Below are 4,543 nucleotides of genomic sequence, written 5' to 3' on the forward strand. Positions count from 1 at the left end.
GACCATGATGATCTGGCCGTTGCGCACCACCACTGGACGTTCGGCGGCGAAATAGAGCGGAACCACGTCGAGCTTCTCGAGCATGACGTAGCGCCAGACGTCGGCCTCGGTCCAATTGGACAGCGGGAAGATGCGCACTGTCTCGCCCTTGCCGAGGCGTCCGTTCAGGAGCTGCCACATCTCGGGCGCTGTAGCCGCGGGTCCCAGCGATGGCCGGCGGCGCGGAAGGAGAACACGCGCTCCTTGGCGCGGGAGGCTTCCTCGTCGCGGCGGGCCCCGCCAAACGCCGCATCGAAGCCGCCCGTGTCGAGCGCCTGGCGCAGCGCTTGGGTCTTCATGATGTCGGTATAGACGGACGGCGGGTGATCGAACGGGTTCATGCCGCGCGCGAGCCCGTCGTGGTTGGTGTGCACGATCAGATCGAGGCCGAGCTCCTTCGCCGTGCGGTCGCGGAAGGCGATCATGTCGTGGAACTTCCAAGTGGTATCCACATGCAGCAGCGGGAACGGCGGCTTGGCCGGCCAAAACGCCTTGCGCGCCAAGTGCAGAAGGACGGTCGAGTCCTTGCCGATGGAGTAAAGCAACACTGGCGTACGGAACTGCGCCGCCGCTTCGCGGAAGATATGGATGCTCTCGGCTTCGAGGAGCTTGAGATGCGAGGTGAGCGCGGTCATGCGGCTTTCTCTTTCACTTTAGCGTTCTCGTTGACGTGCAGGCCGCATTCCTTCTTGTCCTCGTTCTCCCACCACCAGCGTCCGGCACGCGGGTTCTCGCCCGGCTGGATGGCGCGGGTGCACGGCGCGCAGCCGATGGAGACGAAGCCGCGGGCGTGCAGCGGGTTCACGGGGATGTTGTTGGCGGCGATATAGGTCATCAGGGTGTCGGTTGACCAGTCGGCGACCGGGTTCACCTTGGTGAGCCCGCGCTCTGCGTCCCACGCGGCAAGCGGCACTTCGGCGCGCGCGTCCGAGTGCTCGCGGCGCAGACCCGTAATCCAGCCTTGCGCGCCTTCCAGCGCCTTGTTCAAGGGACGGACCTTGCGGATCTCGCAGCAACTCTTGCGGTTCTCGACGGACTGACGAAAGCCATAGACGCCGTCGCGGGAAACGAGCTCTTCCACCTCTTGTGCGTCCGGTGCGACCAGGCGAATGCGGATACGATAGCGAAGCTCCGAGAGTTCGACAGTTTCCAGCACCTCCGGAAAGAGCCGTCCGGTGTCGAGGGTGAAGACGTCGATCTCCGCGCCGGACTTGATGACGCCGGATTTGGCGATGGCGTGCAGGATGACCTGATCCTCGAGGCCGAGGCTCGTCGAAAAAGCGATGCGCCCTTCGATCTGCGCGGCGACCTGCTTGATGCGGCTCACGAGGTCGTCGGTCTGGCCAAGCATCTCGTCGAGCGTAAGCGCGGCCTTGGAGGACGCATTCCAGCGCAGCGGCAAGGGATTGCGCACGGCCGGCTGATAATTGTGGCGGATGCGCTCGAGCGAAGCTTCCAGACCTGCACCGCCTCCGGATCGGTTATCTCGGCGGTGTCGAAGCCGGAGCGCAGCAGGAACTGGCCGTGATCGGGGATCAGGTGGCCTACCGCGCGGATCTCGCCTTTGAAACCGTGACGCTCACGCAAGAGGCGCGCCAGGCTGAAGCCGCGTCCGTCGGTGAAGCTCGGAAAGGCGATGGCGATAGGGCCCGCGTTGCCGCCGGCAGCGTCATGAAGCGCCGCCTCGTCGGCGGTCGGCTCCAGCACCGTCGCCACCTCGTCGGGATCGGCGACGATCGTCCCGGTGGCGAGTTCAACGAGCACCATAAAGAGCCTCCTTGAAGGGCGCGGCGCCAACGCGGCGCCAAGTTTCGAGGAAGCTCTCTCCCTCGTGACGGTTGTCGATATAGGTGTCGACGATGGTGTCGATGGCTTGCGGCACGGCTTCCGCACGGAAGCCCGGCCCGATGATCGTGCCGACCGAGGCGCTATCCTTCGGGTTGCCGCCGAGCGTGATCTGGTAGAGCTCGGTGCCTTTCTTGTCGACGCCGAGAATGCCGATATTGCCCGAGTGATGATGACCGCAGGCATTGATGCAGCCGGACATGTTGAGCCGCAGCTTGCCGATCTCTTCCTGGCGCGCCGGATCCTCGAAGCGCTTGGCGATCTCCTTGGCGATGGGGATCGACCGCGCGTTGGCGAGGTTGCAATAGTCCAGCCCCGGGCAGCAGATCATGTCGCCCAGCAACTCGTTGTTGCCGGTGGCGCAGCCCGCGCCCGCCAGCGCCTCGTACAGCTCCAAGATGTCGGCCCGCGCCACATGAGGCAGAATCAGATTCTGCGTGTAATTGACCCGCGCCTCGTTGTGGCCGAAGCGCTCGGTCAGGTCGGCGACGAAGTCCATGGTGTCCGACGAGGCATCGCCCGGCGTGCGGCCCGGCTCCTTCAGCGAGATCACCACAGAGGCGTAGCCCGGCACCCGATGGGGCAGCACGTTGTGTTTGTACCAATTGGCGAAGGCGGGATCGCTCTCGCGCCGCGCCGCCAAGGCCTCGTCGCGCGCCGGCCGCTCCGGCAGCTCGGGCGGCGCGAAATAGCTCATGATGCGGCGCTTCTCGTCCTCGGGCAGGTCGATGGCGTCCTTGTGGGTCGCCTCCCAGTCGGCCTCGACGTCCTCGCGGAATTTGTCGATGCCGAGCGCATTGACGAGGATCTTGATGCGGGCCTTGTGGATGTTGTCGCGGCGCCCGTGCAGATTGTACACGCGCAGAATCGACTCGATGTAGGACAGCAAGTGCTCCTTCGGCAGGAAGGACTTGATCTCCTGGCCGACATAGGGCGTGCGGCCCATGCCGCCGCCGACCAGCACGCGGAAGCCGTTCTCGCCATTGGGCCCGCGCACGATACGCAAGCCGATATCGTGGAAGGCGGTGGCGGCGCGATCCTCGGCGGCGCCCGAGATGGCGATCTTGAACTTGCGCGGCAGCCAGCTGAACTCCGGATGCAGCGTCGACCATTGACGCAGGATCTCGCACCAGGCGCGCGGGTCTTCCAGCTCGTCGACCGCGGCCGCGGCGTAAGGATCGGCGGTGACGTTGCGCACGCAATTGCCGCTGGTCTGAATGCAGTGCATCTCGACCTCGGCCAGCGCCGCGAGCACATCGGGAATATCCACGAGCTTCACCCAGTTGAACTGGAGATTCTGGCGCGTGGTGAAATGGCCGTAGCCGCGATCCCATTTGCGGCCGATCATCGCCAGCTGGCGCAATTGCCTTGGGCTGAGCACGCCATAGGGAACGGCGATGCGCAGCATATAGGCGTGAAGCTGCAGATAGAGGCCGTTCCGCAAGCGTAAGGGCCGGAACTCCTCCTCCGTCAGCTGGCCGGCGAGCCGGCGCTCGACTTGATCGCGAAACTCCGCCACGCGCTCGTTCACGAACGCATGGTCGAACTCATCATAGCGGTACATCGTACCAATCCTTCGTCAACGTTGTGCGGTGCGCGGCACGGATGCGCTCGCGCACGGAAAGGGGATCGATCGCGCCGTCATCCTTAAGGCCGACCACCATGGGATACGGGCCAACCACGACGCGCTCACGGACGGCGTTGTCGGCGATCGCCTCGAGCGCCTTCGTCTCCGCCTCGTCGTCGGCGACGCGGGCATTGGCGATCTCCTCGGTCCATTCGCCGTCGGCGGCGAGATAGACGACGATGCCGTCGGTGAGGCGGTTGGCTGTGACGACGCTAGGCATAAGCGTGCTTGACCTCCTCGTGGGCCAGAACGGTCTCGACGACACCGGCGACGGGCAGTCCGGCGACCTCGCCGAAGATCAGAACCGCGGGGCTTTTCAGCCCGAGCGAGTCCGGATGGGCTGCAAGGACCGAGATCGTGGTGGCCACCCGGCGCTCGTCCTCGCGGCTGGCATTCTCCACCGCGATGACCGGAAGCTCGGGCCGGAACCCGGCCTCCAGAAGCCTTTGGGCGATCGCGGCGCCGGTGGTGACGCCCATGTAGACGACCAGGGTGTTATTGCCCGAGGCCAGCGCCTTCAGGTCGAGATGCTCAAAGCTCGGCGCCTTGCCGCCCGCCTCATGGCCGGAAACGAAAGTCACCGTATGCGACACGTCCCGATGGGTCAGCGGCACCTGCAAGCTCGCGGCAGCGGCGATGCCGGCGGTGACGCCGGGTACGATCTCGATGGCGATATTCGCGGCGCGTAAGGCATCGAGCTCTTCGCCGCCACGGCCAAAAATGAAGGGATCGCCGCCCTTCAAGCGCACTACGGTCTGCCCGGCCTTGGCCCGCTCCACCAGAAGTGCATTGATCTCCGCCTGCGGCACGCTATGGGCGCCCTTCGACTTGCCGACGGGGATCAGCTCAGCCTCGCGGCGGGCATGCTCCAACACGCCCTTGCCGACCAGCTTGTCGTAGAACACGACGTCGGCGATTTTGAGCGCGCGCACCGCCTTCATGGTGAGAAGCTCGGGATCGCCGGGGCCGGCGCCGACCAGCAGCACGCGGCCTTCCTTCATGCCGGCCTCGCTTGCCTGCTCGATGGCCTCG

At 65.4% G+C, this 4,543-nt stretch carries 5 protein-coding genes and 1 pseudogene; all 6 read right to left on the reverse strand.

Features of this window, described 5'->3' with window-relative positions; translation table 11 throughout:
* Positions 1 to 674, reverse strand: a pseudogene (gene cysD / locus AUC71_RS13005) (sulfate adenylyltransferase subunit CysD); the annotation flags it as partial.
* A complete protein-coding gene (locus AUC71_RS13010; protein ID WP_342021858.1) occupies positions 671 to 1,453 on the reverse strand; it encodes a phosphoadenylyl-sulfate reductase in 783 nt (260 codons plus the stop codon). The gene AUC71_RS13010 and the pseudogene cysD, both read right to left, overlap by 4 nt.
* Positions 1,363 to 1,806 (reverse strand): DUF934 domain-containing protein, encoded by a 444-nt coding sequence (locus tag AUC71_RS13015; RefSeq protein ID WP_069624602.1) that lies wholly within the window; start codon positions 1,804 to 1,806, stop codon positions 1,363 to 1,365. Before AUC71_RS13015 ends, AUC71_RS13010 begins: the two co-directional genes overlap by 91 nt.
* Positions 1,793 to 3,448 carry a nitrite/sulfite reductase gene (locus AUC71_RS13020; protein ID WP_069624603.1) on the reverse strand — a complete coding sequence of 552 codons (1,656 nt, stop codon included), beginning with the start codon at positions 3,446 to 3,448 and terminating at the stop codon, positions 1,793 to 1,795. The genes AUC71_RS13015 and AUC71_RS13020 overlap by 14 nt, the downstream gene beginning before the upstream one ends.
* Positions 3,435 to 3,731 (reverse strand): DUF2849 domain-containing protein, encoded by a 297-nt coding sequence (locus tag AUC71_RS13025; RefSeq protein ID WP_069624604.1) that lies wholly within the window; start codon positions 3,729 to 3,731, stop codon positions 3,435 to 3,437. The genes AUC71_RS13020 and AUC71_RS13025 overlap by 14 nt, the downstream gene beginning before the upstream one ends.
* The coding region (gene cobA, locus AUC71_RS13030) for a uroporphyrinogen-III C-methyltransferase (RefSeq protein WP_204376725.1) at positions 3,724 to 4,543 on the reverse strand (820 nt) is incomplete at its 5' end. The genes cobA and AUC71_RS13025, both read right to left, overlap by 8 nt.

Source organism: Methyloceanibacter marginalis, from assembly GCF_001723295.1.
GTDB classification, from domain to species: domain Bacteria; phylum Pseudomonadota; class Alphaproteobacteria; order Rhizobiales; family Methyloligellaceae; genus Methyloceanibacter; species Methyloceanibacter marginalis.

Coding starts and splice junctions, on each gene's coding strand:
- AUC71_RS13020 (WP_069624603.1), bottom strand. CDS start 3,448: ATGTACCGCTATGATGAGTTCGACCATGCGTTCGTGAACGAGCGCGTG.
- AUC71_RS13025 (WP_069624604.1), bottom strand. CDS start 3,731: ATGCCTAGCGTCGTCACAGCCAACCGCCTCACCGACGGCATCGTCGTC.
- AUC71_RS13015 (WP_069624602.1), bottom strand. CDS start 1,806: ATGGTGCTCGTTGAACTCGCCACCGGGACGATCGTCGCCGATCCCGAC.